Origin of the sequence: Nitrospirillum guaranorum (assembly GCF_034653275.1) — a bacterium.
GTDB lineage: Bacteria > Pseudomonadota > Alphaproteobacteria > Azospirillales > Azospirillaceae > Nitrospirillum.
Genome location: NZ_JAYEES010000003.1, coordinates 395639 through 422136 on the forward strand (window position 1 = coordinate 395639; position 26498 = coordinate 422136).

Sequence of the window (26498 nt, forward strand, 5' to 3'; positions counted from 1 at the left end):
ACGAAGGGGGAAACATATGGAACGCGAGGCGCCATCCTCTTGTTCGTTTCGTACCCGCGTCAAGCGGACGACTCGCAGGGCTGCCTTGTGGCCAAGGCCGCGCCGCGCAAGTTTTGGTTAGGGCTTATCTGCATTGCCCCTCAATCGCCGGGCGCCCGCGTCCGCGGGCTTGGCTTCCTCGCCTTTCAGTCCGCTGACACTCCCCAAAGGCTCCGGCGGACGCGGTCGCGTCCTACCGGCATGAGGCAGAACCTCATGCCGGTTGGGTTCAGCGCAGCGCCAGGACCGTAACAGCCACGGTCAGCGCGATGATGGCGGCCCATTGCCAGCCGCCCCGGCCACGCCCCAAGCGGGTGGCTAGGTCGTCGATGCTGCGCGGGTCGATGGGCAGGCCGCCTTTGTCCAGGTGCTCCGCCAGCCGGTCGGCGTGGCGCAGCAGCAGGGGCAGTTTGGACGCGGTGGCGCTGATGTTGCGCACGGCCTCGGCCAGGCGCGCCTCCGGCCCTCGGTTCTCCCGCATCCATTCCTCGATCAGGGGGCGGGCCACTTCCCACATGTTCAGCTTGGGGTTCAGGGCGCGGCCCACGCCTTCCGCCGTCAGCATGCTTTTCTGCAGCAGCAGCAGCTGGGGCTGGGTCTCCATCTCGAACTGCTCGGTCACGGCGAACAGCTGGGCCAGCAGCCGGCCGACGGAGATGTCGTGCAGCGGCTTGTTGTGCACCTGTTCACCGATGGCGCGGGCGGCCTGCATGAACAGCTCGCGCGACTGGTGGGCGGGGACGTAGCCGGCATCGAAATGCACGTCGGCCACCAGGCGATAGTCGCGGTTCAGGAAGCCCAGCAGCATGTCGGCCAGGTACAGCCGGGTCTGCCGGTCCAGCCGGCCCATGATGCCGAAATCCACCGGCGCCAAGTGGCCGGACATGTTGACGAACATGTTCCCGGGGTGCAGGTCGGCATGGAAGAAGCCGTCGCGGAACACCTGGTTGAAGAAGGAATTGGCCGCCTGGCGCAGCACGTCGTCGGGGTCGAAGCCGGCGGCGCGGATGGCGTCCACCTGGTCCACGGGAATGCCATGGATGCGGTCGATGGTCAGCACCCGCTGGCCGGTGCGGTCCCAATCCACCCGGGGGATGTTGAAGGTGACGTCGCCCTTGAAGTTGTCCGCCAGTTCCGAGGCGGCGCTGGCCTCCAGGCGCAGGTCCATTTCCATGCGCACGGTCTCGGCGAAGGTCTCCACCACCTCCACCGGCTTCAGGCGCTTCAGCCGGGGCAGAATGCGCACGGCCAGGCCGGCCAGCCAGAACATAAGGTCGATGTCGCGACGGAAGGCCAGCTCCACGCCGGGGCGCAGCACCTTCACCGCCACCTCCTTGCCCTCCGCCGTCACGGCGAAGTGCACCTGGGCGATGCTGGCGGCGGCCACCGACTCGGGCTCGAAGCTCTGGAAAATCTCGCCCAGGGGACGGCCCAGCTGTTCCTCGATGATGGCCACGGCCTGGGGCGTTGGGAAGGGCGGCAGCCGGTCGCGCAGCAGGGCCAGGTCTTCCGCCACGGCGTCGCCCACCAAGTCCGACCGCGTGGACAGGGCCTGGCCCAGCTTGATGAAGCTGGGGCCCAGCTCCTGGATGGCGGCGGCCAGGCGCTGGCCCTTGCGGCCGGGCGCGCGGTTGTTGTTCATCAGGCGCAGAACCAGGGCCACGCCCGGCGCCACGTCGCGGAACTCCTCCGGGAACAGGGCGCCATGCCGGCCCAGCGTACGCCCGATGATGTACAGGCGGCGCAGGTTGCGCAGGATGCGGAGCATGGTCAGACGCGCCAGGCGGAATGGATGGCGGCCACACCACCCGTCAGCGGCCGGGCCTTGGCCTGGCTGAAGCCAACGGCCTCCAGCCGGCGGCACAGCGCCTCACGCTCGGGGAAGCGGCGGATGCTTTCCACCAGGTACTGATAGCTGTCGCGGTCGCCCGCCACCACTTGGCCGATGCGGGGCAGCACCTCGAAGGAATAGCGGTCGTACAGCTCCCGCAGGATGGGCAGGTTCACCTGGCTGAATTCTAGGCAGTAGAAGCGCCCGCCCGGCTTCAGCACGCGCCGCGCCTCGGCCAGGGCCTTGTCGATGTGGGTGACGTTGCGCAGGCCGAAGGCGATGGTATAGGCGTCGACCGAGCGGTCGGCCAGGGGCAGCGACTCGGCGTTGCCCACGGTCCAGTGAAGGCCGCCCCGGCTCTCCTCGCTCTTGTCCCAGCCGGGCAGGCTGCCCTTGTCGATGCCCCGGTCGCGGCCCACGCGCACCATGGCCTCCGTCAGGTCGCAGACCATGATCTTCGCGCTGGGCGCCTTGGCCGCCATGCGGAAGGCGATGTCGCCGGTGCCGCCGGCGACGTCCAGGATGGTCTCGCCCGCGCGGGGGTTCACCAGGCCGACGAAATCCGCCTTCCACAGCCGGTGGATGCCCACCGACATCAGGTCGTTCATGATGTCGTAGCGGCTGGCGACGCTGGAGAACACGCCCTGCACCAGCGGCGCCTTCTCCGCCGGGTTGATGGCGCGGAATCCGAAGGATCGCGCCTCACGCTCCTGCGCCGTCAGGGCGTCGGCTGCGGTGGTGTCAGCGGTGAAGGGCGGGGGCGTGGGATGGTCGACCATGGCCGCACCATAGCGTCGGGAAGGGCGCTTGGGTAGCGGGCTTGGTGGGCAGCCCTGCCCTGAAAAGGGAACAGGATAAACGGCCTATCCGTTCGGTCCCCATCGCGTCGGCGGTCGTTATGCCGCATCGCTGCGCCGGGCGAAATAGCGGGCGGGCGGCTCGCCGAAGGCCCGGCGGAACATGGCGATGAAGTTGCTGGGCGTGGCATAGCCCAGCGCGTCCGCCACCTCCGCCACCGGCTCCCCCCTCGCCAGGCGTTCCAGGGCCTGGGTCAGGCGGGCCTGCTGGCGCCACTGGGTCACGCTCAGGCCGGTTTCCGCCGTGAACAGGCGGCGGGCGGTGCGTTCCGACAGGCCGGCCTCGCGCGCCAGCACGTCCAGCGTGCGGTCGTCGTCCGGCGCCTCCAGCAGGCGCAGGGCTAGGCGCAACAGGCGGGGGTCGGTGGGCATGGGCAGGTGCAGCGGTTCGCGTGGGGCCAGGCGGACCTCATCCAGCAGCACGGCCAGCAGCCGCTCCTGCTCCGGCGCCAACGCCGCCTCCAGCGGCCATTCCGCGACCCGCCGCACCAGGGACCGCAGCAAATCGCTGATGCCCATGACGCTGGGACGGTCGGGCAGGCCGGCGCTGGCCTCCGGCGTCAGCATCATGCCCCAGCCATCCAGCACGCCGCTGATGGTCACCTTGTGCATCATGCCGGGTGGCATCCACCCTGCCCGCTGCGGCGGCAGCATCCAGGACCCATGGGCGGTGCGGATATGGACCAGGCCGTTGGCGATGCAGAACAGCTGGCCGCGCCGATGGGCGTGCCAGTCGATCTCCCGCGTGCCCATGCGGGTCCGGTCCTCCGCCGAATGGCTGCCCCAGAAGGTCAGAACGGGCGGGCCATCCGCCCGCTCGCACATCTCCAGGAAGGCTTCCTTGGTCAGGCGGGTGGTGTCATTGGCGGCGGGGCGCATGGATTTCCTCGGCGGGGCTGGCGGCCGGCGAACGGTTTGGCCGTTTCGCATTATTTTTCGTCCGACTGTCGTTATCAAGCATACCCCGTTCCGCGGTATCGAATCCCCACTGCAAAGTTCCAGTGACGATGGTGAGAGACATGGACGGGACGCGGGTGGCGATCATCGGCGCGGGCCTGGGCGGCCTGTGCCTGGCGCAGGCGTTGACGCGCGCGGGTATCGACTGCGTTGTGTATGAGCGGGATGCGGCCTTGGACAGCCGGTCCCAGGGTTATCGCCTGCGCATCGACGCGGACGGCGCCGATGCCCTGTCCCGCTGCCTGCCCCCCAACCTGTATGACCTGTTCCGGCGCACCTGCGCCGTACCCGCCCCGCGCACCCGCTTCCTGGATGGCCGGCTGGCGCCGGTGACGGGCCGGGCGCCAGCGGTATGGAGCGCGGCTGACGATGGCGCCCCGAGCCGGGAGACGGCCGGCGACCTGTGCGCCCACCGCCAGACCCTGCGGGAAATCCTGCTGATGGGCGTCGCGGACCGGGTGCGCTTCGGCGCGGCCTTCCAGGCGCTGGCCGTGGGTGCCGATGGCCGGGCCCATGTCGCCTTCGCCGACGGCACGTCGGTGCGCGCCGACCTGGTGGTGGCGGCCGATGGGGTCAACTCCGCCGTCCGCCGCCAATTGTTGCCCCAGGCGGAGCCGTTGGACGTTGGCGCGGTGTGCCTCTACGGCCGTACCCCTTTGACGGCCCCGGTGCGGGCGGCGGTGGGTGACGACCTGTGCGCCGGCACCAGCGTGGTCTTCGCTGACGGTTATGCCGGCATCATCGAGCCCATGCTGTTCGACCCCACGGAGGGTGACCGGGGCGGGCTCAGCCCCGTGGACGACTATCTGTACTGGGCGCTGATCGGCCCCAGGACCCGGATGACGGGGCGCTTCCCGGGTGCCGCGCCGGCGGCGGTGGCGGACCATCTGGCGCGTGACTGGCATCCCCAGCTGCGGGGCCTGTTCCGGCATGCCGATCCCGGGGAGATGGCGCTGCTGCCGGTACGCAGCGCGCGGCTGGCCCGCACCTGGCCCTGCTGGACACCGGGGCCAATCACCTTCCTGGGCGACGCCATCCACGCCATGAGCCCCGCCGGCGGACTGGGCGCCAACGTCACCCTGCGCGACGCCGCCGTGCTGGCGGCCAGCCTGTCCCGCGTCCCCTCCGTCACGGCGGCGGCACGGGAGTACGAGGCGGAGATGCGCACCCGCGCGGCCCGCGCCATCCACCTCTCGGAAGTGGGCGCCGCCGCTTTATTCGCGGACGTGTTTTGAGAGGTTAGGCGCTTCATACCAGCGGCACGAGCAAACTCGTGCCGCTGTAGGACGCGACCGCGTTCGCCGGAACTTTCCGGGGAGCGCAGCGGACTGGAAAGTGAGGAAGGCAAGCGGGCGGATGCCCGCGCCCGCCGCCTGAGGGCACCCTCAAATACTCAAGCCGACTTCATGTCCAGGGCATAGCCGGCCGAGCGCACCGTGCGGATCATGTCCAGTTCGGTGTCCTCGTTCAGGGCCTTGCGCAGGCGGCGGATGTGCACGTCGACGGTGCGGGGTTCGACATAGACGTCATGGCCCCAGACGATGTCCAGCAGCTGCTCACGCGAGAACACGCGGCCCGGGTGCTGCATGAAGTGGCGCAGCAGGCGGAACTCGGTGGGCCCCAGGTGGATGTCGCGGCTGTTACGGCGCACGCGGTGGGCCGCCAGGTCCATGCTGATGTCGCCGTAGCGCAGCAGTTCCTCGGCCAGCGAGGGCACCGCCCGGCGCAGCACGGCGCGGATGCGGGCCACCAGCTCGGTCGGGCTGAAGGGCTTGGAGATATAGTCGTCGGCGCCGGAGTTCAGGCCGCGCACCTTGTCCGCCTCCTCGCCCCGGGCGGTCAGCATGATGATGGGGATTTCGCGGGTCTTGGGGTTGCGGCGCATCTGGCGGCAGACCTCCAGCCCGCTCATCAGCGGCAGCATCCAGTCCAGCAGCACCAGGTGCGGCGCCTGCTCGTCGGCCAGCAACAGGGCTTCCTCGCCGTCGCCGGCGGTCAGCACCCGGAAGCCTTCCTTCTCCAGGTTGTAGCTCAGCAGCGTGACGAGGTCGGCTTCATCCTCGACGATCAGAACCAAGGGCTTCAACGAGGCGTTCATGGGGTGTCCCTAAAACTGGCTGTCCCGGGTCGGGGTAAGCGGTGGCGACTCTAATCGTTTACAGGCCCGGGCGTGCAGGGGGCCGGGGAAAGGGCTCACAAATCGTCCACGGCGTCGGCGCCGTGCAGGCCGCTGCCATGCAGGTCAACATCGGCCGAGGGGCCGACGAGGAAGCTGGACTGGTCATGCTTGGGCCGGTCGGAGGTCAGCGTCTGGCCCAGCACCAGGAAATGAATGGTTTCCGCGATGTTGGTGGCGTGGTCGCCCGCCCGCTCCAGATTCTTGGCGATGAACAGCAGGTGGGTGCAAGGGGTGATGTTGCGCGGGTCTTCCATCATGTAGGTCAGCACCTCGCGGAACAGGCTGGTGTACAGGTCGTCCAGCTCCTCATCCCGGTTCCAGGCGTCGATGGCCTTGCCCACGTCGCGGTCGATATAGGCGTCCAGCACGTCCTTCAGCATGCTTTCCACCAGCTTGCCCATGCGCGGGATGGCGCTGACGGGCCGCACGGCGGGCAGCTTGGCCAGCGCCATGCTGCGCTTGGCGATGTTGGCGGCATAGTCGCCGGTGCGTTCCAGGTCGGCGGAAATCTTCAAGGCGGCCAGGATTTCGCGCAGATCGCTGCCCACGGGCTGGCGCAGGGCCAGCATGCGCACGGCCTCCTGCTCGATGCCCCGTTCATAGTCGTCCAGCTGGTGGTCGGCCTGCATCACCCGGGCGGCCAGATCCACGTCGCGGCGCACCACCGCCTGGACGGCGCCATCCACCTGGGCCTCGGCCACGCCACCCATCTGGGTGATCAGGTTGGACAGGCGCTGCAGCTGCTGCTCGAACGACTTAACCGTATGCTCGGCCGGCATTCTCTTACCACCCCACCCCCGGCGGTCCTGGCCGGGGCATGAAAAACGGCGGCCGGCGGGACACGTCGCCGGTCGGGCAGGGTGGACCATAACGACAGGTCGCTATGGAATTGCTACAGATAAGCGACAGTTTTATGACGGTGCGTCCGGGCGCGCCGTTCCTCGAAAGGCACGTTACCTCAGTGGCTTATCTCATACGGGCGTAGCGCCACCACGGGCCTGACCGGCGCGGCCCCGCCGTCATGCGGCGCCCCGGCCGCTTTCCTGTGACAGATTCTGGGCAGATTGGGGTACGGGCTTTTCCGCCTTCTCCCCGTTTTCTCCACACCGGGCAGGTGCACGGTGAAGGTGCTGCCCTTGCCCACCTCGCTGTCGATGGTCAGCCGGCCGCGGTGGCGGTTCACGATATGCTTCACGATGGCCAGGCCCAGGCCGGTGCCGCCCAGGGCGCGGCTGCGGGCGGCGTCCACGCGGTAGAAGCGCTCGGTCAGGCGGGGCAGATGGGTGCGGGCGATGCCCTCGCCCTTGTCGGTCACCGACACCTTGATGCCGGCCACCTTCTGCGGCGCCTGGCGGGCGCGGATGCCGGTGGCACCCGGCGCCGGCGGCGCCTCCGCCCGTTCCAGCGACACCACCACGTCGGTCTGCTCGCGCCCGTACTTGATGGCGTTGTCGATCAGGTTCTGGAACACCTGGGCCAACTGATCCTCATCGCCCTGCACGCGCGGCAGGTCCTCGCCGCCCTGGACACGGATGGTGATCTTGCGCGCCGCCGCCTTCAGCTCCAGCATGGCGACCACGCTCTGCACCAGTTGGGCGACGTTGGCCTCCCCCGTGGGGTGGGTGTGCTCGTCAAGCTCGATGCGCGACAGGGACAAGAGGTCCATGACCAGGCGCGACATGCGGCCGGCCTGCTCCTGCATGATGGCCAGGAAGCGGTCGCGGGCGTCGGCGTCGTCGCGGGCGGGGCCGCGCAAGGTCTCGATGAAGCCCACCAGGGTGGACAGCGGCGTGCGCAGCTCATGGCTGGCATTGGCCACGAAGTCGGCGCGCATCTGTTCCGACCGCTTGATGGCGGTGATGTCGTGCAGGGTGACGATGGCGGTGATCTCGTGCTGCGGCGCGCCGTCCTCCGCCGCCGGGCGGAAGGGCGTCACCCGCACCTCCAGCACGCGCTCCACCGGCAGGGGCAGGGTGAATTCCACCCGCCGGCTGTCGCCGCCGGCCAGCACGGCGTCCACCGCCGCCAGGACGTCGGGGTTGCGCACGCTGACCGCGAGGTCACGGCTCAGCATGCGGTCGCCGAACAGGGCGCGGGCGGCGCTGTTGGCGCGGCTCACCTTGCGCTTGTCGTCCACCAGCATCAGCGGGTCGTGCAGGGCCTCCACCACCGCCTCGTCGGCGGCCAGGCGGTGCTCGATCTCATCGCGGTGGCGCAGCCAGTTCTGGTGCAGCTGGGCGATGTCCTCCAGCAGGGCGGCGCCGGTCAGGGTGCGGGCCTGGGGCGGGGGCAGGAACGTGCGGCGGTCCCGCACCTGGTCCAGATAGGCGGCGATCAGCCGGCTGTCGCGCAACACCAGATGGCGGGCCACGGCGGTCACGGCGGCCACCAGGGCGAACGCCGCCAGCGCCAGCAGGATGTTGAGCCGTCCGGCGATCACCAGCGCGCCCAGCAACGCCGCCGTCGGCGCCAGCATCAGCACGGCGATGGCGACAAAACGATCTGGACGCGTTTCCAAACGACTCATCTCCCAAACCCACCCATGCTGGTTCCCGCGACTCGGCCAAAACAGGCCAGGTCAAAAGTGCGCCTTCCCGTTCATTGCACCGAACATAGCGCAGGAATGGCGCCCGGAACCCACGTCATGGAAGTTTAATCCCGGGACAGGCGGCGGACCAATCCCGCTTCATAAGAAAAGGCCGCGACCTATGGGGATGCCCCCGCCGGCCGCGGCCCGTTTTTACTTGAACCCCGCCGCCGGCCATGACCGGCGGCGGGCGGATACTGGATACGCTTTTCCGCGTCCGCCCCGGGATGTCAGCCGACGGTATAAAGGCTGTCGTGGGCCGCCATGACGGCGGCGGTCAGCAGTTCGTTGGACGTGGCGCCCATCTGCACGATCTGCGCCGGCTTCTCCAGGTTGATCAGCAGCGGGCCGATCAGGGTGCCGCCGCCCATCTTCTGCAGCAGCTTGGCGCCGATGTTGGCGGTGTGCAGCGCCGGCATGATCAGCACGTTGGCCGGGCCGGACAGGCGGCTGAACGGGTACAGGCGCTTCATCAGGTCGTGGTCCAGGGCCACGTCCACCGACATCTCGCCCTCATACTCGAAATCGGCGCCGCGCTGGTCCATCAGGGCCACGGCGTCCCGCACATGCTGCGCCCGCTCCCGCATCGGCTGGCCGAAGTTGGAGAAGGACAGAAAGGCCACGCGCGGCTCGTGCCCCATCTGGCGGGCCATGCGGGCCGCCCCTTCGGCGATGCAGACCAGCTGCGGGGCGGTCGGGCGCTCATGCACCGTGGTGTCGGCGATGAACACCGTCTGCTTGCGCAGCGCCAGCACCGACAGGCCGAAGGCCGGCGCGCCCTCGCGCGGGTCGATGACGTGGCCGATCTCCTCATACGAGGTGAAAAAGTCGCGGGTCAGGCCCGTGACCACCGCGTCGGCGTCGCCCAGCGCCACCATGCAGGCGGCGAAGACGTTGCGGTGCTGGTTCACGAGGCGCTGGCAGTCCCGGTGCAGCATACCCTTGCGCTGCAGGCGCGCGTACAGGAAGTCGGTATAGCGCTGGTTTTCCGTGGACTGGTACAGGCGGGCGTTGCGCACCTCCAGCGGGGCGCTGCCCTGGGGCAAGCCCAGGGCGGCCATCTGGTCCGCCACCACCTTCTCACGGCCAATCAGGATGGGCGTGCCGTAGCCGGCGGAGCGGAAGGCCAGGGCGGCGCGGATGGTCCGTTCCTCCTCGCCCTCGGCGAAGACGACGCGGCGGGGGTTGGCCTTCACCTTGTCGAAGATCTGCTGCAGGCTGTCGGCCGTGGGGTCCAGGCGCAGGCGCAGGGCCCGGCCATAGGCCTCCATGTCCGTGATGGGGCGCTTGGCCACCCCGGTGTCCATGGCGGCCTGGGCCACGGCCGCCGGCACCTTCACGATCAGGCGCGGATCGAAGGGCACGGGGATGATGTATTCCGGACCATAACGCAGGCGCCGGCCGGAATAGGCCGCGTCCACCTCGTCCGGCACGTCCTCGCGCGCCAGCTCGGCCAACGCGTTCACGGCCGCGATCTTCATGGCGTCGTTGATGGTGCTGGCCCGCACGTCCAGGGCGCCGCGGAAGATGTAGGGGAAGCCCAGGACGTTGTTGACCTGGTTGGGATAGTCGGACCGGCCGGTGGCGACGATGGCGTCGTCACGCACCGACTTCACCTCTTCCGGCGTGATTTCCGGATCGGGGTTGGCCATGGCGAAGATGATGGGCTTGGCCGCCATGGTGGCCACCATCTCGGCCGTCAGGGCCCCCTTGACCGACAAGCCCAGGAACACGTCGGCGCCCTTGACCGCCTCGGCCAGGGTGCGGGCGTCGGTGGTGATGGCGTGCGCCGACTTCCACTGGTTCATGCCGTTGGTGCGGCCCTGGTAGACGACGCCCTTGGTGTCGCACAGGGTCACGTTCTCATGCGGCACGCCCATGGACTTGATCAATTCCACGCAGGCGATGGCGGCCGCGCCGGCGCCGTTCACCACCAGGCGCGCGTCGGTCATGGCGCGGCCGGTCAGGTGCAGGGCGTTGATCAGGCCGGCGGCGGCGATGATGGCGGTGCCGTGCTGGTCGTCGTGGAAGACGGGGATGTCCATCAGCTCGCGCAGGCGCTGCTCGATGATGAAACAGTCGGGCGCCTTGATGTCTTCCAGGTTGATGCCGCCGAAGCTGGGGCCCAGGTAACGCACGGAATTGATGAACTCATCCACGTCGCGGGTGTCGACTTCCAGGTCGATGCCGTCGACGTCGGCGAAGCGCTTGAACAGGACGGCCTTGCCTTCCATCACCGGCTTGGAGGCCAGCGCCCCCAGGTCACCCAGGCCCAACACGGCGGTGCCGTTGGAGATGACGGCCACCAGGTTGCCCTTGGCGGTGTAGTCGTAGGCCGTGGCCGGGTCTTCATGGATGCGCAGGCAGGGCACCGCGACGCCGGGGGAATAGGCCAGCGACAGGTCGCGCTGGGTCGTCAGGGGCTTGGTCGGGGTGATTTCCAGCTTGCCCGGACGGCCGCTGGCGTGCAGGTGCAGGGCCTCGGCGTCGGTGACGCGCTTCTCGGTATCAGCCATACGTTCTCTCTCCACCGCGTTTACGGGCTGGTCTTCGCCGGCCCTTCGAGTGCCGGGCCGGTCGGTGCCGGCCCTTGTGATTATTGCGCGCGATGGTAGCTGAGCGATCCGGGCGGGGTCACGGGCAAATCCGCCCCCGACCTCTGTTCCGCGGGCGGGGCTGCAATCGCGGTAGGTCGGGGGCGGCGCCGGGATGCGTGCGGGGGCGCGCATCCGCATGGTCCCGCCCAATCGGGGCTGGCGGGACCGGGCGTCGCGGGGGCGGCGGTTTGGGGCAGGACCGCCCCCGTGACAGTCCTTTTACGGCCGCCGACCTTGGATCCCGTCTGCGGCCCGCCCAGATTTTATCTGGTACCCTCGCCGACAGGGCATTGCCCATGGCCCGTATAAGGGGTCATGTATGCTCTTCGCGACATAGACGTCCCGGGTCACTCTTCAGGGGAACTGATGGACGAATCTGTCCAGCCGCAGCCGCGCGCGGGCACGGCTTCGGCTTCCGCCGCCGCCCCGTACGCGGGCAACCCGGCCGGCACCTTGACGGGGCCGGGGCCGGAGCCAGGTGACGACGCCCTGCTGGCCCGCATCGCCCAGGGGGACCGGCAGGCCTTCGCCCTGCTGGCCGCCCGCCACGCGCCCAAGGCCATGAAACTGGCCCAGCGCGTCCTGGGCAACGCGGCCGACGCCGACGAGGTGGTGCAGGAGGCCATGCTGCGGGTGTGGACGGGGGCCAAGAACTGGATCCCCGACGGCCGCGCCCGCTTCTCCACCTGGCTGCACCGGGTGGTGGTGAACTTGTGTGTGGACCGGCGCCGGCGTCCCGCCTTCGCCGGCTTGGAAGGAATACCGGAGCCGCCCGACCCGACGCCATCCGCGGTGAATGTGATGGCGCGGCAACAGACGGCCAAATTGGTGTCGCAGGCCTTGGCGGAGCTGCCGGAACGGCAGCGGTTGGCCGTCACGCTCTGCTATTACGAGGAGCGCAGCGCCGCCGACGCCGCGCAGATCCTGTCCCTGTCTGTTTCGGCGGTCGAGTCGCTGTTGGCCCGGGCCCGGCGCGCGTTGCGGGCGCGCCTGTCCGGTGTGGTTCAGGATACGGGTGAGGTCTAGGGGGTTGGTCATGGCTGACAGGGAATGGTCCACGCTCGACGTGGAGGATATCGCGGCATTGACGGCCGTGTACGGCGGCAACCCCGCCCGCTGGCCGGCGGATCGGCGCGCCGCGGCGGTGCGCGCGCTGGCCACGGACGGCGCCGCGCATGAGCTGGTGGTGAACGAGGCGCGGCTGGACGCCCTCTTGTCCATGGTGGCGGAGCCTGAGATTTCCGCCGCCCGGGTGGACAGCGTGGTGGCCGGCGCGCTTGCTCGCTTGGACGAGTCTCGGCTGGGCGCGGTGACCGCGCCGGCGGCCAAGGCCGCGCCGCGCAAGCTGGACACCTTCCTGCCCTCGCCCTTCGACGTGGTGCGCACGGCCCTGTCCTGGCTCAGCGTGCGGGCGCCGCAGGCCGGGTGGTTGGCGGGCGCCACGGTGGCCGGTATCCTGGTGGGCGTCATGACCATGCCGTCCGCCACGCTGCCCATCACCGAGACCACGAAGGCCCAGGCCGGGGCGACGGTGGAGACGGCTCAGGCCGACGTCACGGACATGCCCAGCCTGCTGTTCACCTCCTACACCGTGGAGACCCACGCCCAATGAGTGTGTTTTCCAGCCGGTGGCGTGGGCCCCTGCTCATCGCGTCGGTCGGTGTGAACCTGTTCCTGGCCGGCACCTTCGTCCCGCATCTTTTGCGGCACCATGAGGTGGGGCCGGAGCATGGGCCGGCGCCCGGCCTGAACTACCGGCCGCGTCCGCTGTCCGACATCCTGCCGCCGGCGGATGCCGAACTGCTGCAGAAGGCCATGGCGCCCGACCGCGCCGATTTCCAGGCGCTGGAGAAGCAGGCCCGGGAAAGCTGGGCCGAGATCCAGCCCTTGCTGGCGACCGCCCCCTTCGACGCCCAGGCCTTCGCCGCCGCCTTGAGCAAGGTGGCGGACAGCCGGCGCGCCTTCGAGGCGTCGCGCCAGGCGGCCTTGGTCGACGCCTTGTCGCGGATGTCGCCGGAAGGCCGCAAGAAGCTGTCGGAGATGAAGGCCCCCTTCATCCTGGGCGGCATGCACGGCCCCCGTCCGGACGGGCGAGGGCCGGATGGGCGCGGCCCTGACGGCCGGGGTCCCGATGGACACGGCCCCGATGGGCGCGGCCCCGATGGACACGGATGGCCGGACGGCCGCTTCGACCGTCCGCCTTTCCCCGAGGGCCCGCCCCCGCCGCCCGATGAGGGCCCGGATGGGCCTGGCCCGGCGGGCGGCCCGGCCGCCAATCCAGCGGTCACACCGCGCAACGACGGCGGTATTCCCCTGACGCCGCGCGCCCCCACCGCGACCCCGGTGACCCCGCACTGACATGCGCGGCCTTTGATCGCGATCGGTCAAAGGCCGCGTTGGTCAGGCGACGGCACTGTCCGTGGCGGCCGGCTGGCCGCCCAGCCATTCACCCAGCCAGCGGCCCAGCATCTCCGCCGCCTCTTCCGCGTTGTCCCGCAGGCGGGCGGCCAGGGCGCGCTGGATTTCGGGGTGGTCGTCGCGCAGGGCCTGCTGCGCCCGGCGGGCGTCGGCCGACAGTCCCGTCAGGCCCACGTTGGCGGCCACGCCATAGAGGGTGTGGGCGGCCTGGCCCGCGCCCGGCAGATCGCCCCCCGCCACCTTCTCCAGGAAGCGTTCCGCCGTCTCCACCAGGGTGCGGGCGGTGATGGCGATGAATTCCGGCATGTCCTGGGGACCGATGGCCTGGGCGACGGTGTCCATCTGGCGCATGTCCAGCAGGGCCGCGCCCTCCGCCGCCGTCTCCTCCGGCCACACCCGCGCGCCGCGCGCCACCCACGCCTGGTGCATGGCCTCGACCAGCGCCTCAGGACGCAGGGGCTTGGTGACGAAGCCGTCCATGCCCGCCGCCAGGCAGCGGCCGCCGTCGGCGGCGTCGGTGTTGGCGGTGGTGGCCACCACCGGCACCCGGGCCCGAGTGGCGTCGGGCAGGGCGCGGATGCGGCGCGCGGCCTCCAGCCCATCGATGCCGGGCAGTTGCATATCCATCAGCACCAGGTCGAAACGGCCGCGCGCCACCAGCCGGACGGCGGCGGCGCCATCGGCGGCCACGGTGACCTTGTGTCCACGCGCCCGCAGCAGGGCGTCCAGAACCACCTGGTTGGCGGTCACATCCTCCACCACCAGCACCGCCAGCGGCGGCAGGGCGATGGCGGCGGCCTGGGGGCCCATCGCGCCGGCGGCGATTTGGGCCTCCGGTTCCGCCGTGGGGATGGTGAACCAGAAATGGCTGCCGTCCCCCGGCCGGCTGTGGAAGCCGATCTCCCCGCCCATGGCCTGGATCAGCTGCTTGGCGATGGCCAGGCCCAGGCCGCTGCCGCCATAGCGGCGGGTGACCTCGGCGCTGGCCTGGCTGAAGGTCTCGAACAGGCGGCCCTGCGCCGCCTCCGGCACGCCGACGCCGGTGTCGGACACGATGATGCCGAACTGCAGCCGGCCGTCGGCCAGGCGGTCGACCGACGCGCTCATGCGCACCCAGCCCCGTTCGGTGAACTTGATGGCGTTGCCCACCAGGTTCAGCAGCACCTGGCGCAGGCGCAAGGGGTCGCCCATCAGGCGCTCGGGGAAACCGGGACCCTTGCGGATTTGCAGGTCCAGCCCCTTTTCCGCGGCGCGGCCGGCCATCAGGTTGCGCACGCCCTCCAGCAGCGGGCCGGTGTCGAAGGCCGTCCGCTCGATCTCCAGCTTGCCGGCCTCCACCTTCGACAGGTCCAGCACATCGTTCAGGATGGCCAGCAGCGATTCGCCGGATTCGTGCACCGTGCGGACATAGTCGCGCTGGCGCATGGACAGGCCCGTTTCCAGCAGCAGCTGCGTCAGGCCCAGGATGCCGGTCATGGGGGTGCGGATTTCATGGCTCAGCGTCGCCAGGAAACCGGATTTTACGCCGTTGGCCTGGTCGGCGGCGCGCTTGGCCGCCGTCAGGTCCAGCTGCAGCTCCAGCATGTGGCGCATGCGCAGGCAGGTCTGCCGCCCCATGCGATAGAGGAACACGGGATAGAGCAGGCTGCTCAGGACCAGGGCCAGGCCCGGCGCGTCCGCCTGGGCGCCGCCGCCGGGGCCCACCAGGGCGGTGCCTGTCAGAACCAGCAGCGCCAGGGCGGGCGGCACCAGTTGCAGGCGGAGCACCAGGGGGTGGGGGGCGGTGCCGCTGGTGCGCAGGGCCATGGCCGCCCCCAGCGCCAGGATCAGGAAAAAGCGGCCGGCCATATGTTCGCCCGGCCAGGCGAACAGGGGCAGCAGGCTCCACACCACCGAGGGCAGCAAGCGGGCGGTCGCCAGCAGCCGCAGCCAGGGGCGGGAATCGGTCAGGCGGTCGGCCTGGGCCAGGAAACGATGAAGGGCCAGCTGCGACACACCCACCGTGGCGACCGACAGCAGGGCCCAGGCGGCCACGGCGGGCCAGGGCGCCCAGGTGGCGGCGCCGCCAGCCACCACCGCCGTCAGCACCGGCACCAGCCACGCGTCCTCGCGATGGTTCAGGGCCATCAGGATCAGCTGGCCGAGTTCGATCAGTTGCCCACGCGGCACGGAGTCGGCACGGCGGCCCAGGGCTTCCAGGGGATCGGCACGGCCGCCGCCAGAGGGCGCGCGCCCCGCCAGCGGGCGATCCCATCGCCGCAATCCCCGTTTCAAACGCCGCACGTCCGGTTACCCCGTAGTCCGATCCGGATCGACCCGCCGGCTTTGGCGCCGGCGATTCCACTGCCAACCGGGGCGCCGGTGTCGGCTGGTCACTGATCCGATGCCGGCCAGGACCCCATCCCCGGGGCGGGACTGTACGATGGTGACGGGAATCGGCCAATCATATTTGCGAATGGGCCGCGCAATTATCGATCAGACAAAATCCCTAAAATTTTAAAATTCGATCTGGAGCGGCCTCGGCCGCAACCCGGGAGGTAAGTGGAATCCGGACGGTGTAGGGATCAATCCACGATTGCTGTCCCCCGCTTGTCACGCCGGCGCGGGGAAATGTGACGAGGTTCGGCAGAAGACGCCTTTTTTCTTGCATTACAGGGCTCAAGAGCCCGAAGAATTCGTAGGGGATGGAAAATTGAATCGGCCGGACAGGCCGTGGTAACCATTAGTCCGTCGAGAACTTACGGCCGGTGCAAACCGTTTGCCGTGCCGGGACCCGCGGGGTCATAATCCGGTCTCTTGCAGGGGGCAGGGTGGCATGTTTCGGAAGGTGATGGGCTGGATCGCCGGCAAGGGGGATGATGCGTCCGCCTCGCCGGATGCTCTCCTTCCCACCAACGGGCCTGACGGCAACAGGCCCCAGGGGGAAACGTCCGGAGGGGACGCATCGCATGGGCCCGAGGCGCCGGGTCCAACAGGCGCCCGGGCGGAGCCTGCGCGCATGGACATCAGCCGATCCGAGGGGGGCCGCAGCCCCGTCTTCTCCTCCCGGGCCGTGCGCGACGCCGCCGTCGTCACCTCCACCATCGAGACCATCCGCCGCTATGTCGCGGGCGAGGAACAGGCCGAGGGTCTGACCCGCAAGCTCCAGTCGCTGTCGACCGAGCAATTCGGCTTCCTGCAGATCAGCATCGACCCCGCCCTCACCGCCAAGGCGCTCGACCGGGTGGGGGAACCGCGCTCCGCCGCCGCCACGGTGCTGCGCCGCCTGCTGACCGACGTCAGCGACGGCGTCAAGGGGCCGGACGAAACGCCGGCCGCCACCCCGGCACCCGCGCCGCCCCCCTCCGTCCGGACGGAGGCGGCGATGTCGCCGGCACCGGCGCCCATCGCCCCGCCGGCGCCGCCCAGCGCCGCCGTGGGGGCCGCCCCCTGTCGGTCCCCGTCCAGCCGGCACCGGCCCCCACGGTTGCGACCCAGCCCATTCCCGGGCCGCAGCCGTCGCGCGCCGGGCCCCTGTTCACCAGCCTGGCGTCCAAGGGGCGCGACGCGGCGCCCGGCCAGGCGGAGATGCGGGCCGTGCCCACGCCCACCCCCCGCGTGCCGGGGGCCATGTCCTTGCGCGCCGCGCCGCCCACGCCCGTGCGCCCGTCGGCCGTCGCCGGGCCCCCGCCGGCCCAGCCCCTGTCCACGCCCAGCCAACCGGTGCCGCCGCGCGTCGCGGCCCCTGTCGTGACCGTGCCGGGGGCGATCCGCATGGCCGTCGCCCCCGCCACCGCGGCCCGGGTGACCCTGCATTCGTTCAAGTCGACGCCGGCCCAGCGCGCGCCCGCCGCCCCCGTGCCGCCCTCGCCTCCACCCTCGGCCCCGGTGACGGAGACGGCCGAGGCGCCGTCGCTGGCGACGCCGGTGGTGGTGGAGACACCGCCCCAGGCCTCCTCCGACGCGCCGGTGCCGCCGCCCCAGCCGCCGGTGGCGCGCCGCCCGGCCGCCGCCGTGCCGCGTCTACCACGCGAACAGGCGGACAAGCGCCGTGCCCGTCTGCTAGAAGCCATTGCGGGCGACCTCTGAACGCCAGCTCCTTTTCCCCGATCCTCGTGAGCGATGCCATGACCGACGAGCACCGTGACGCCCCAGGCCCCGATGGCGACGCCGGTCCGGGCATCCCTCCCGTCGCGCCCTCCGGCGCGTCCGCCCCTGGGACGGGCGCTCCCGCCCCGGATACTCCCGCCTCGGATGCTCCGTTGATGGACGTGGAGGTGGTGACGCCTGCCGTGCCCAAGGACGCTGTGCCCGAAGGGGCCGCGCGGCAGGGGGAGATCGATGAGGGCGTCGACCCCTTCGATTACGCCGAATCCATCGTCCGCGATCTGGCGCTGCATGTCGGCAGCCGGTTGCGCGACCTGCGTAACGACCTGACAGCCATGCATTCCGCCGTCGTTTCGTTGCCGGAAACGATGCGCATCAACGCGCTGGGGCAGTCCATCCAGGAACTGCGTGAGCGTGTGGCCCACCTGACGGGGGTAGTCAGCCATCATGCCGGCCGTCCGGCGGAAGAGGCGGAGCGCCTGGCCCGGGGCGTGGGCGAGTTGAAGCACACCCTCGACGATGTCACCCAGCGGGTGGGCGTGCTGGAGAATTGGCTCAGCCACGCCAAGGCGGTGAACGGCGTGCGCCTGCCCGACCTGCCGCCCGGCCCCCTGCCGGAACAGCTCAGCGCCCTGGTCGACCATCTGCATGAATCGCTGCTGCGCGTGGTCAACGCCGTGCGCACCACCCAGCTGGACGTGCGGGATCTGCGCGATCAGGTGAAGGGTGGCCTCCCCGCCCTGCCGGCGCCCGCCGGCGGCGAGGCCAAGGCCCCGGACACCGCAAAGGCGGCTGGCGACGCCGGCGCCGTCCAGGCCCTGGCCGGCCGGCTGGACGCCGTGGAGGAAAAGCTGCGCCGCGCGCCCGCGGCAGCCCCGGCGGCGGACCGGGCCGACGGCGGTACCGCCGGCCTGGCCTCCCTGGTGTTCGGCGCCTGGCCCAGCCTGATGCGCCCCACGGGGGCGGAGGCGTTGGCCCAGGCCGTGGCCTCGGTCCTGGACAGTGTGAAGCACATTCTGGGTGGTACCGTGCAACTGCCGCGGACGCCGCAGGATGGCGGCCTGGTGGCCGTCGCCACGGGCCGTCACCGGGGCATGCCGCTGGCCATCCTGGTGGGGGTCGAGGACCTGGTGGGTCGCCACTGGGTGCTGGGGGAGGAGGGCGACACCCTCAGCGATAGCGGCTTCCCACGGGTCTCCACCTTGCGCGGCCTGATGAACGCGGCCGCCCTGGTGGAAAAGAGCCGGCCGGGCACCCTTGCCGTTTCCATCCTCATCTACGGCAACGGCGTCATCAGCCAGGCGCCGACGCGCGAGGCCCTGGCCACCCTGGCCCAGGCCGCCGGCATCCCCGGGGCCGCCGGCCGCACCCTGCTGGTGGCGGCGGGCGACCTGACGGCGGCCGGCCTGCTGCCCGTGTCCGAGGTCGGCGGCGCCGTCAGCGACCTGCAGTTTGATTGAGGGGCGGAATGGGCGAAGGCGGATGGCTGTCTTCCGCTCATCAAACTCGGTGGTGTAAGGCGCGACGGGCCTACGCGGCTATCGCCGCATTCCTAGGCCTCGTGGCGCTTCTGCTGGTGGGGGCTGCTGTCGCATGGAAATCGCTGTTCGGCGATTGGCCCGGCATGCGCGTCATCTATGGACTTGTCATCGGTATTGGCACCTTGGGGATGGCAATCGGCCGGTTCCTGCCTTTGCTTCCCATGCCCGGCAAGACGCCGGAGGAAGTCGCGGCGGATAGGTTTTTCAAAGGCCCGCCGCACTGACATCACGGCAATGAAAAAGGGGCGCTACCCGGCCGGGTGGCGCCCCTTCCTTTTGGCCCCAACGTTCCGAAGAGCGCCGGGGCCGATATCACGCTTCCAGCGGGCCTTACTCGGCGGCCTGGGGCTGGTTCAGCATGTTGCGCAGCACGTACTGCAGGATGCCGCCGTGCTTGAAGTAGTCGACCTCGTCCAGGGTGTCGATGCGGCACAGCACCGGCACGGTGTCGACCTTGCCATCCGCGCGGGTGATGGTCAGGGTCAGGTCCATGCGGGGCTTCAGGCCGGCCTCGACGCCGGTGATGTCGATGACCTCGGTGCCGTCCAGGCCCAGGGTCTTGCGGCTGGCGCCGTCCTTGAACTGCAGGGGCAGCACGCCCATACCCACCAGGTTGGACCGGTGGATGCGCTCAAAGCTCTCGGCCACCACGGCGCGGACACCCAGCAGGCGGGTGCCCTTGGCCGCCCAGTCGCGGGACGAGCCGGTGCCGTACTCCTGACCGGCGAACACCACCAGCGGGGTGCCGTCGGCCTGGTACTTCATGGCGGCGTCGTAGATCGACATGACGTCGCCGGTGGGGATGTACTTGGTCACGCCGCCTTCGACGCCCGGCACCATTTCGTTCTTGATGCGGATGTTGGCGAAGGTGCCGCGCATCATGACTTCGTGGTTGCCGCGGCGGGCGCCGTAGCCGTTGAAGTCCACCGGCTCCACGCCGTGGCCGATCAGGTAGGTGCCAGCGGGGCTGGTCTTCTTGATCGAACCGGCGGGGGAGATGTGGTCGGTGGTGATGCTGTCGCCCAGGATGGCCAGCGGGCGGGCCTTCTTCACGTCATGCACCGCACCCGGGGTAGTGGTCATGCCTTCGAAGATCGGCGGCAGCTTCACATAGGTGCTGTCGTCCTCCCACTTGTAAGTCAGGCCGGTGGCGGTCTCGATGGACTGCCACTGCTGCGGGCCCAGGAACACGTTGGCGTAGCGCGAGCGGTACATCTCCGGCGTCAGGGACTTGGAGATGGCGTCCTCGATCTCGGCGCTGCTCGGCCAGATGTCCTTCAGGAAGACGTCCTTGCCGTCCTTGCCCTTGCCCAGCGGCTCGGTGGTCAGGTCCTTGCGCAAGGTGCCAGCCAGGGCGTAGGCCACGACCAGCGGCGGGGAGGCCAGGTAGTTGGCCTTCACCTGCGGGTTCACGCGGCCTTCGAAGTTGCGGTTGCCCGACAGGACGGAGCAAGCCAGCAGATCGTTGGCGTCCACCGCGGCGCCGATGGCGTCGGGCAGCGGGCCGGAGTTGCCGATGCAGGTGGTGCAGCCGTAGCCGACCAGGTTGAAGCCCAGCTTGTCCAGGAACGGGGTCAGGCCGGCGGCGTTCAGATAGTCGGTCACGACCTGGCTGCCGGGGGCCAGCGAGGTCTTCACCCACGGCTTGGTGGCCAGGCCGGCCTCGACCGCCTTCTTGGCCAGCAGGCCGGCGGCGACCAGCACGTTGGGGTTGGAGGTGTTGGTGCAGCTGGTGATGGCCGCGATCACCACGTCGCCGTGGTCGACCGTGAAGTCCTCACCGGCGACCTTGGCCGGGTTGCTGGCGGGCTTGCCGGCGTAGTCCTTGGCGAACACGCCCTCGAACTCGGTCTTGGCGTTGGACAGCAGCACGCGGTCCTGCGGGCGCTTCGGGCCGGCCAGCGAGGACTCGACGCTGTTCAGGTCCAGTTCCAGCGTGTCGGTGAACACCGGCTCGGGGCTGTTGGCGTCGCGCCACATGCCCTGCGCCTTGGCGTAGGCTTCCACCAGGGCCACGCGGTCGGCATCACGGCCGGTGAAGTTCAGGAAGCGGATGGTCTCGGCGTCGATCGGGAAGATGCCGCAGGTGGCGCCATATTCCGGGGCCATGTTGGCGATCGTCGCGCGGTCCGCCAGGGTCAGCGCGTCCAGGCCGGGGCCGTAGAACTCCACGAACTTGCCCACCACGCCCTTCTTGCGCAGCATCTGGGTGACGGTCAGCACCAGGTCGGTCGCCGTGGCGCCTTCCTTCAGCTTGCCCGTCAGGCGGAAGCCGATGACTTCCGGGATCAGCATGGAGATGGGCTGGCCCAGCATGGCCGCCTCGGCCTCGATGCCGCCCACGCCCCAGCCCAGCACGCCCAGGCCGTTCACCATGGTGGTGTGGCTGTCGGTGCCGACCAGGGTGTCGGGGTAGGCGACGGTGGCGCCGGTCTGGTCGCCGTCGGTCCACACGGTCTGGGCCAGGTACTCAACGTTCACCTGGTGGCAGATGCCGGTGCCCGGGGGCACGACGCGGAAGTTGTTGAAGGCCTTCTGGCCCCAGCGCAGGAACGCGTAGCGCTCGCCATTGCGCTGGAATTCGACGTCGACGTTCTTCTGGAAGGCGTCGGGGCCGCCGAAGTAGTCCACCATCACCGAGTGGTCGATGACCAGGTCGACGGCCGTCAGCGGGTTGATGCGCTCCGGCTTGCCACCCAGGCCCACCATGGCCTCACGCATCGCGGCCAGGTCGCACACGGCGGGAACGCCGGTGAAGTCCTGCATCAGCACGCGGGCGGGGCGGTAGGCGATCTCACGGTCGCTGCGGCGGTCGACCAGCCACTGGGCGGCGGCCTTCACGTCGTCGACGCTGACGGTGCGGCCGTCTTCGAAGCGCAGCAGGTTCTCCAGCAGCACCTTCAGGCTGTAGGGCAGGCGGGACAGGTCGCCCAGGCCGGCTTCCTCAGCCGCCTTGAGGCTGAAGTAGTCATAGCTCTTGCTGCCGACGCTCAGGCTGCGGCGGGTTTTCAGCGTGTCGTGACCGGTGATCGTGGACACAGGAGTGGCCTCCTAGGGGAAGGGGATGGTACCGCGCCGCCGGCACCCTTCAGCGGGTGTCATGGCCAACGATGCGGACGGCCATTCCGACACCCTCCGCGCCGCCCCCTTATGAAACCCTTATGGAATAAGAATACCGGGCTGGGGACGCGCGTGATCGAAGGTTTGCGCGGAAAGGCGCGCGCGCGAGGTTTACCGCTTTTTGCGCCTGCGATCAAATGCCCGGACGGTTGCGGCGGAGGCGACATCGCATGCCTCCCCTGCCGAGATTCCCCGGCGCATTGACGGAGCAACCTGATGGCCCGGCGCCGCCGTCAGGCGACGCCCGCCGCCCGCCGCGCAGGCGGCGTTCGCCGCGGGTGTCAAATGCGGTGGATCATGTCGATCAGGGGCTGGGCGAACGGGGCGACCTCCGTGCCGCCGTCCCAGATCATGTGGCAGGCGACATAGGCGATGATGGCCAGGCCGATGTAGGAGATCCAGAAATAGCGAGCCAGCAGGCGGGCGATCAGGGTGGCGGCGGCCCCCATCAGGGCCACGGACAGCACCAGGCCCAGCACCATGACCCAGGTGTGGTCCTCGGCGGCGCCCGCCACGGCCAGAACGTTGTCCAGCGACATGGAAACGTCGGCCAGCGCGATCTGGCGGATGGCCACGCCCACGCTCTTGCCCGCCAGCGAAGGGATGTGGGGCTCCTCCCCCGCCGTCTCCGCCTGGTCCTTGCCGTGCTGGCGCAGTTCGCGCCACAGCTTCCAGCATACCCACAGCAGCAGGATGCCGCCGGCCAGGGTCAGGCCGATGACGTCCAACAGGCGGGTGGCCAGCAGGGCGAAGCCGATGCGCATCAGCACGGCCACGCCGATACCCCAGAAGATGACCTTGCGGCGCTTCTCCACCGGCACGCCGCTGGCCGCCATGCCCACCACCAGGGCGTTGTCGCCCGCCAGGACGAGGTCGATCAGCAGCACCTGGATCAGGGCGGTCAATTCAGCGAGCAGCATGGGGAAGGCAGCCGTTCCGGTCGAGGATCGACCCTTCATAACACGGCTGCGGCATAAGCGCGCGCCGGATCGCATCCCGTTCATCACCGAACCGGGCGCGCAACGGCCGCAAGTCACGGCGCGCTTTACCTGGCGTGGTTGCGGTGCCGATCAGAAACGACCGGGGGCGACGAAGTGTATTTTGGATAAAATACGGCCCGCACACTTCAAGAAGTGGCGGGCCGAGAGTTTTGGCAGTTGGGTCCTGCTCTGTGATACAGGACACATTACCTAAAGCCCATGGCGTAAAAGATGTCAAGCAATGAACCGGTAGCAAAAGGATATGTATTCGTTTACGCGACGCCGCGTTTTCAAAACCTTTCCTAAGATCGTAGCTCATTATCCAAATGATGAACGGGTTAATTCATATAATCCGAACCTGCGGTTGGGGTTGATTTGGCAACCTCAACAGGCCTCGGCGTCGCGAAATTGAGCTAAACGCCTCGCGGGAAAAGAAAAAGGCGGGCGGACAAGTCGCGGGGGCACACGCCTGCCGGGAACCTGGAAACTAGGCTAAGGAGGGGTGGTCCGACCACAGCTGGCCGACCGCCTTGGGCCACTGGCGGGCGCTGGCTGAACGTAGGCGTCCCCCGCCCGACGGCGCCCCTGCGGAACGGCCGTGCAAAAACGCCGGGCCGCCAGACTCGGAAAAGCGAGCGGCGGCCCAGACAGCCCTCAACCGGGAACCGGAACCGTTTGGTCCCCGGCCGGTACAAGCGATCAATCGATCAGTGCGCCTCGCCGCCGCGCGGACGGCCGGGGTCCACCAGCGTGCCGGTGGCGTCGAACTGCACCATCTCGGCGATGTTGGTGGCCAAATCCCCCACACGCTCCAGGTTCTTGGCGATGAACTGCAGACTGGTGCAGGCCTCGATCAGGCTGGCGTCCTTGGCGACGAAGGCGAAAATCTCCTGCGTCACGCCCGCGTGCATGTCGTCCAGTTCGGCGTCCCGGCGCCAAACTTCGGCGGCCAGGGCGGTATCGCGGCGGGTGAAGGCCTCGATGGCGCTGGCCAGCTGCTTGCGGGCCAGATCCGACAGGCGGCCGACCGACGCGGTGGCGCTGATCGCGGGGACGCCGTTCAGCACCAGGGCGCGCTTGGCCATGTTCTTGGCATAGTCGCCGACCCGCTCCAGCGCGTTGGCGGCCTTCAGCGCGGCCAGGGTGTGCCTCAGGTCGATGGCCATCGGGTGACGCAAGGCCAGCAGCCGGATGATGAGGCTCTCGACCTCATGCTCCAGCGCGTCCAGCACCTGGTCCTGCGCCACGGTCTCGCGCGCCAGCGTGTCGTCGCGGTCCAGCACGGCGCGGGTCGCCTGTTCCAGCTGCTGCTCGGCCCGGCCGCCCATTTCCGCCAGCAGCGCGTCCAGGCGCTGCAGCTCGTTTTCGTAGGAGGTGACGATGTGACGGGGCAACTGCTCGGACATGGGCGGTGCATCCAGGATGGGTGGAAACCAAGGTGGCGCCACCATACCGTCATCATATTGCAATCGTGCGACCGGCGTCGCAGGGAATGGCAATTCCGCGCCCAGTTGGACGTTCGCCAGGTGGGCGTTCGACAGCTGGACGTTCGACAGGGCCGATGATGCGGGGATGATGGGAAGGATGGTGCCCCAAGTCGGATTTGAACCAACGGCCTACCGCTTACGAAGCGGTTGCTCTACCACTGAGCTATTGGGGCGCCCCTTGGAATGGAGGGGGGTATTAGCAGACCGAAACGCGGATGGCAACAGCGCGCTGTGCGTTTGAGTTTATTTAGTTGCCTCAAACACCGGCGGGGCATTCGCCCCTTGGCCTGTCCTCGCCATGCGCTGCGGTGCGCTGACCGTCACTCCGCGGCGGTGCGGCGGTCCAGCAACTCATATTTGCGCAGGTAGCCGCGGAACTGGTGATAGTTCAGGCCCAGGTCGGCGGCGGCGCGTTTCTGGTGAAACTGGTTGCGTTCCAGCGCCGCGCGCAGCAGCGCCTTCTCGAAGTCCGCCACCTGTTCCAGGAAGTTGCAGGGGCCGCTGGGCGCCGCCATCGAGGAACCGGGCGTGGCGGCGCTGGCCGTGGCGGCGGGTGCCGCCTCGTCGGACACCTCTTCCGCCGGCGCCGGGCCGGCGCGGCGGTCGCCGGGCATAGCCACGGGGCGGAAGGGGGAGTCGAAGGGGTCGAAGATAACCTCGTCGATGGGCCGCTCCGCCCCCTGCGCGCGATAGACCGCCCGCTCCACCACGTTCTTCAGTTCGCGGATGTTGCCGGGCCAGGGATAGGCCAGCAGTTGGCTCATGGCCTTGGGCGCGAAGCCGGGGAAGAAGGGCCGCCCCAGTTCGCGCGCCATGGCGATGCCGAAATGATCGACCAGCATGGGGATGTCGTCGGCCCGCGCCCGCAAGGGGGGGATGGTCACCACGTCAAAGGACAGGCGGTCCAGCAGGTCGGCGCGGAACTTGCCCGCAGACGCCATCCGGGGCAGGTCGGCATTGGTGGCCCCCACCACGCGCACGTCCACCGACACCGTCTGGGTGCCGCCCACGCGCTCGAACTCCCCATACTCGATAACGCGCAGGATCTTTTCCTGCACCGAGGCCGAGCTGGTGGCGATCTCATCCAGGAACAGCGTGCCGCCGTCGGCCAGCTCGAAGCGGCCGACATGACGCTTGGCGGCGCCGGTGAAGGCGCCCTGTTCGTGCCCGAACAGCTCCGTCTCCAGCAGCGTCTCGGACAACGCGGCGCAGTTCAGCTTGATGAAGGGCTTGTCCCAGCGGGGGGACAGGTAGTGCAGGCGGGCGGCCACCAGTTCCTTGCCCGTGCCGCGCTCCCCGATGACCAGGGTGGGGCGGTTCAGCGGGGCCGCCCGCGACACATGCTCCATGAGCTGCAGGAAGGACGCGGCCTGGCCGACCAGGGACGGCGGAGTAGCGGAGGACGCCATCGGTGATTCGCTCGCCTTGGAAAAACGGGGCTGTTTCGCCGATGATGGCAGCGATTGGCGAAATTCGCCACATAATCGTCAATTTGGATAAATCAATTGAGGCGCCCTCAGGCCTCACGAGATGTCTTTTATTATATATCAAGAGCTTAGCGGTAATTTGGCCAACTGGCACGCCCCTTGCTGATGTAGGGACACACGATCGAATGCAAGGAACTCATCGAAGGGGAATGCAGCGATGACCGACCACACGATCCACGACAAGGCCGGCGATGCCGGCTTCTTCGCCAGCCGGGCCCCGAGCCAACTGGCCATGTTGGCGGACGATTTCCGCGCCGTGCCGGCTGAAGCTTGGATCATCCTTGCGGTCGCCACCGTGTTGAGCAACCTTTTCATCGCCCTTGCCTGAAGGA

General features: G+C 69.3%; 20 protein-coding genes, 1 tRNA gene and 1 pseudogene. 8 read left to right on the top strand and 14 right to left on the bottom strand.

The window, feature by feature from the left end; all coding sequences use genetic code 11:
• Positions 1-268 precede the first annotated feature (268 nt).
• The 3 genes from ubiB to UAJ10_RS10670 all read right to left on the bottom strand — a co-directional run bounded on the left by ubiB (position 269) and on the right by UAJ10_RS10670 (position 3606).
• On the bottom strand, positions 269-1807 hold the full coding sequence (gene ubiB, locus UAJ10_RS10660) for a 2-polyprenylphenol 6-hydroxylase (RefSeq protein ID WP_322915345.1): 1539 nt from the start codon (positions 1805-1807) through the stop codon (positions 269-271).
• A gap of 2 nt (positions 1808-1809) precedes the next feature.
• The gene (locus tag UAJ10_RS10665; protein ID WP_322915346.1) at positions 1810-2649 is read right to left on the bottom strand and encodes a class I SAM-dependent methyltransferase; all 840 of its coding nucleotides are present in this window, start codon (positions 2647-2649) and stop codon (positions 1810-1812) included.
• A gap of 117 nt (positions 2650-2766) precedes the next feature.
• Positions 2767-3606: an AraC family transcriptional regulator gene (locus tag UAJ10_RS10670; protein WP_322915347.1), complete on the bottom strand. Its 840-nt coding sequence runs from the start codon at positions 3604-3606 to the stop codon at positions 2767-2769.
• 140 nt (positions 3607-3746) lie between these two features.
• Between UAJ10_RS10670 and UAJ10_RS10675 the strand changes: the two genes are divergently transcribed.
• Complete coding sequence (locus tag UAJ10_RS10675) at positions 3747-4919, top strand: FAD-dependent oxidoreductase (RefSeq protein ID WP_322915348.1); 1173 nt, start codon at positions 3747-3749, stop codon at positions 4917-4919.
• A gap of 158 nt (positions 4920-5077) precedes the next feature.
• Here the strand turns inward: UAJ10_RS10675 and phoB are convergent, their stop codons facing one another.
• From phoB to UAJ10_RS10695, 4 genes and pseudogenes are all read right to left on the bottom strand, one after another.
• Positions 5078-5782 (bottom strand): phosphate regulon transcriptional regulator PhoB, encoded by a 705-nt coding sequence (phoB, locus tag UAJ10_RS10680; protein WP_004272237.1) that lies wholly within the window; start codon positions 5780-5782, stop codon positions 5078-5080.
• Positions 5783-5877: 95 nt separating this feature from the next.
• On the bottom strand, positions 5878-6642 hold the full coding sequence (phoU, locus tag UAJ10_RS10685; RefSeq protein WP_322915349.1) for a phosphate signaling complex protein PhoU: 765 nt from the start codon (positions 6640-6642) through the stop codon (positions 5878-5880).
• Between the two features lie 329 nt (positions 6643-6971).
• Positions 6972-8390 (bottom strand): annotated as a pseudogene (locus UAJ10_RS10690) (ATP-binding protein); the annotation flags it as partial.
• Between the two features lie 290 nt (positions 8391-8680).
• Entirely contained in the window at positions 8681-10966 is a 2286-nt protein-coding gene (locus UAJ10_RS10695) for an NADP-dependent malic enzyme (protein ID WP_322915351.1), read from the bottom strand.
• A 447-nt stretch (positions 10967-11413) separates the two neighbouring features.
• Here UAJ10_RS10695 and UAJ10_RS10700 point away from each other — a divergent pair, with 447 nt between their 5' ends.
• From UAJ10_RS10700 to UAJ10_RS10710, 3 genes are read left to right on the top strand one after another with little or no spacing between them, the layout of a single operon-like run.
• Positions 11414-12073, top strand: a complete 660-nt coding sequence (locus tag UAJ10_RS10700; RefSeq protein WP_322915352.1) for an RNA polymerase sigma factor — start codon at positions 11414-11416, stop codon at positions 12071-12073.
• Positions 12074-12083: 10 nt separating this feature from the next.
• The gene (locus UAJ10_RS10705) at positions 12084-12659 is read left to right on the top strand and encodes a hypothetical protein (protein WP_322915353.1); all 576 of its coding nucleotides are present in this window, start codon (positions 12084-12086) and stop codon (positions 12657-12659) included.
• A complete protein-coding gene (locus tag UAJ10_RS10710) occupies positions 12656-13405 on the top strand; it encodes a periplasmic heavy metal sensor (protein WP_322915354.1) in 750 nt (249 codons plus the stop codon). The genes UAJ10_RS10705 and UAJ10_RS10710 overlap by 4 nt, the downstream gene beginning before the upstream one ends.
• Positions 13406-13447: 42 nt before the next feature.
• Here the strand turns inward: UAJ10_RS10710 and UAJ10_RS10715 are convergent, their stop codons facing one another.
• Complete coding sequence (locus UAJ10_RS10715; RefSeq protein WP_322915355.1) at positions 13448-15727, bottom strand: ATP-binding protein; 2280 nt, start codon at positions 15725-15727, stop codon at positions 13448-13450.
• Between the two features lie 837 nt (positions 15728-16564).
• Entirely contained in the window at positions 16565-16852 is a 288-nt protein-coding gene (locus UAJ10_RS10720; protein ID WP_322915356.1) for a hypothetical protein, read from the bottom strand.
• A 189-nt stretch (positions 16853-17041) separates the two neighbouring features.
• Here UAJ10_RS10720 and UAJ10_RS10725 point away from each other — a divergent pair, with 189 nt between their 5' ends.
• The 3 genes from UAJ10_RS10725 to UAJ10_RS10735 all read left to right on the top strand — a co-directional run bounded on the left by UAJ10_RS10725 (position 17042) and on the right by UAJ10_RS10735 (position 19316).
• The gene (locus UAJ10_RS10725) at positions 17042-17533 is read left to right on the top strand and encodes a hypothetical protein (RefSeq protein ID WP_322915357.1); all 492 of its coding nucleotides are present in this window, start codon (positions 17042-17044) and stop codon (positions 17531-17533) included.
• A 176-nt stretch (positions 17534-17709) separates the two neighbouring features.
• Positions 17710-19011 (top strand): hypothetical protein, encoded by a 1302-nt coding sequence (locus UAJ10_RS10730; protein WP_322915358.1) that lies wholly within the window; start codon positions 17710-17712, stop codon positions 19009-19011.
• An 8-nt stretch (positions 19012-19019) separates the two neighbouring features.
• A complete protein-coding gene (locus UAJ10_RS10735; protein ID WP_322915359.1) occupies positions 19020-19316 on the top strand; it encodes a hypothetical protein in 297 nt (98 codons plus the stop codon).
• A gap of 106 nt (positions 19317-19422) precedes the next feature.
• Here the strand turns inward: UAJ10_RS10735 and acnA are convergent, their stop codons facing one another.
• From acnA to pspF, 5 genes are all read right to left on the bottom strand, one after another.
• The gene (gene acnA, locus UAJ10_RS10740; protein ID WP_145727982.1) at positions 19423-22131 is read right to left on the bottom strand and encodes an aconitate hydratase AcnA; all 2709 of its coding nucleotides are present in this window, start codon (positions 22129-22131) and stop codon (positions 19423-19425) included.
• Between the two features lie 362 nt (positions 22132-22493).
• Positions 22494-23132, bottom strand: coding sequence for a TerC family protein (locus tag UAJ10_RS10745; protein WP_322915360.1), 639 nt, complete (start codon positions 23130-23132; stop codon positions 22494-22496).
• Between the two features lie 767 nt (positions 23133-23899).
• The gene (gene phoU, locus UAJ10_RS10750; protein WP_322915361.1) at positions 23900-24598 is read right to left on the bottom strand and encodes a phosphate signaling complex protein PhoU; all 699 of its coding nucleotides are present in this window, start codon (positions 24596-24598) and stop codon (positions 23900-23902) included.
• Positions 24599-24777: 179 nt separating this feature from the next.
• Positions 24778-24852, bottom strand: a tRNA-Thr gene (locus tag UAJ10_RS10755).
• 147 nt (positions 24853-24999) lie between these two features.
• Positions 25000-26088, bottom strand: a complete 1089-nt coding sequence (gene pspF, locus UAJ10_RS10760) for a phage shock protein operon transcriptional activator (protein ID WP_322915362.1) — start codon at positions 26086-26088, stop codon at positions 25000-25002.
• 235 nt (positions 26089-26323) lie between these two features.
• On the opposite strand from pspF, the gene UAJ10_RS10765 reads away from it, so the two are divergent.
• Complete coding sequence (locus UAJ10_RS10765) at positions 26324-26494, top strand: hypothetical protein (RefSeq protein ID WP_322915363.1); 171 nt, start codon at positions 26324-26326, stop codon at positions 26492-26494.
• Positions 26495-26498: the final 4 nt, after the last annotated feature.

What these genes read in the sequence shown, in the direction of transcription:
- UAJ10_RS10765 (WP_322915363.1), top strand. Translation starts at nt 26,324, where the DNA reads ATGACCGACCACACGATCCACGACAAGGCCGGCGATGCCGGCTTCTTC.
- UAJ10_RS10720 (WP_322915356.1), bottom strand. Translation starts at nt 16,852, where the DNA reads ATGGGCGCCGGTGCCGGCGACATCGCCGCCTCCGTCCGGACGGAGGGG.
- UAJ10_RS10730 (WP_322915358.1), top strand. Translation starts at nt 17,710, where the DNA reads ATGGACGTGGAGGTGGTGACGCCTGCCGTGCCCAAGGACGCTGTGCCC.
- UAJ10_RS10710 (WP_322915354.1), top strand. Translation starts at nt 12,656, where the DNA reads ATGAGTGTGTTTTCCAGCCGGTGGCGTGGGCCCCTGCTCATCGCGTCG.
- UAJ10_RS10745 (WP_322915360.1), bottom strand. Translation starts at nt 23,132, where the DNA reads ATGCTGCTCGCTGAATTGACCGCCCTGATCCAGGTGCTGCTGATCGAC.
- pspF (WP_322915362.1), bottom strand. Translation starts at nt 26,088, where the DNA reads ATGGCGTCCTCCGCTACTCCGCCGTCCCTGGTCGGCCAGGCCGCGTCC.
- UAJ10_RS10665 (WP_322915346.1), bottom strand. Translation starts at nt 2,649, where the DNA reads ATGGTCGACCATCCCACGCCCCCGCCCTTCACCGCTGACACCACCGCA.
- phoU (WP_322915349.1), bottom strand. Translation starts at nt 6,642, where the DNA reads ATGCCGGCCGAGCATACGGTTAAGTCGTTCGAGCAGCAGCTGCAGCGC.
- ubiB (WP_322915345.1), bottom strand. Translation starts at nt 1,807, where the DNA reads ATGCTCCGCATCCTGCGCAACCTGCGCCGCCTGTACATCATCGGGCGT.
- UAJ10_RS10705 (WP_322915353.1), top strand. Translation starts at nt 12,084, where the DNA reads ATGGCTGACAGGGAATGGTCCACGCTCGACGTGGAGGATATCGCGGCA.
- UAJ10_RS10695 (WP_322915351.1), bottom strand. Translation starts at nt 10,966, where the DNA reads ATGGCTGATACCGAGAAGCGCGTCACCGACGCCGAGGCCCTGCACCTG.
- phoB (WP_004272237.1), bottom strand. Translation starts at nt 5,782, where the DNA reads ATGAACGCCTCGTTGAAGCCCTTGGTTCTGATCGTCGAGGATGAAGCC.
- UAJ10_RS10675 (WP_322915348.1), top strand. Translation starts at nt 3,747, where the DNA reads ATGGACGGGACGCGGGTGGCGATCATCGGCGCGGGCCTGGGCGGCCTG.
- UAJ10_RS10735 (WP_322915359.1), top strand. Translation starts at nt 19,020, where the DNA reads ATGGGCGAAGGCGGATGGCTGTCTTCCGCTCATCAAACTCGGTGGTGT.
- UAJ10_RS10700 (WP_322915352.1), top strand. Translation starts at nt 11,414, where the DNA reads ATGGACGAATCTGTCCAGCCGCAGCCGCGCGCGGGCACGGCTTCGGCT.
- phoU (WP_322915361.1), bottom strand. Translation starts at nt 24,598, where the DNA reads ATGTCCGAGCAGTTGCCCCGTCACATCGTCACCTCCTACGAAAACGAG.
- UAJ10_RS10670 (WP_322915347.1), bottom strand. Translation starts at nt 3,606, where the DNA reads ATGCGCCCCGCCGCCAATGACACCACCCGCCTGACCAAGGAAGCCTTC.